1 protein-coding gene is annotated in these 756 nt (G+C 63.8%); it reads right to left on the minus strand.

The window, feature by feature from the left end; translation table 11 throughout:
• Positions 1-188 precede the first annotated feature (188 nt).
• A partial coding sequence (locus tag RSO01_RS46960) for a transposase (protein ID WP_147157506.1) occupies positions 189-756 on the minus strand: 568 nt, incomplete at its 5' end.

Raw genomic sequence — 756 nt, forward strand, 5'->3', positions numbered from 1 at the left:
ATAGGCGCTAACTTAAGACGAATGTCGGGAATGGCCTGCGCTTTCGTTTGCGGCGAGGAGGCTCGAAGAGCAGTCGTGTGAGGCGACAGGCACTGTCGATAATACGCTCGGGCAGAAGGGTGCCGGTGACGGCGATGCAGATGGCATCGCGGAGGATCTTGAAGAGGCGCCAGCAGTGGCGCGGCAGGTCAGGCAGCGTAGCCGAGTGCAGAGGGGGAAGAGTCCAGCGCTTCGTCGGCGTGGTCTTCGATGAGCAGCGCAGCGATGATGTGGGCGAGCAGCCAAGTTCGTACGAGGTCGGGATCCTTGGCCTCGAGGCGATCGATGTGCAGCAGGCTCTTCAGCCGCTTGAAGGCAATCTCGATCTGCCATCGCAAGCGATAGAGTTCGAAGATCTGGTCGGCCGGCTTGTCGAGCGAGGTGGCGAGAATGGTGTACTGGGCGGCGATCAGGCTGCGCGGATCGGGCTTGCCGCTGCGCCGGGTACGGCCGCGCCGTGCGGCTTTTTCGGTGATACGCTTGATCTCGCGCTCGATCGCCTCGGGCGGCTTGCGCTGGACCAGGAGACGGACCGGCATCGTCTTGTCGTCGGCCGTATGGATGATCGCTTTCCATTCGGCGTGCTCGGCCTTGTCCAGCCGCTCAAGCCGCCGGGCCAGATCGAAGGGCTGCTCGCGGGCGGTCTGCAACGACAGGGAGTTCCAGCTGATGCGCACCACGAAGTCGGCGCCAGCTTGGACGACGTGATGCAAGCCC

This window comes from Reyranella soli (assembly GCF_007992495.1).
Lineage (GTDB): Bacteria > Pseudomonadota > Alphaproteobacteria > Reyranellales > Reyranellaceae > Reyranella > Reyranella soli.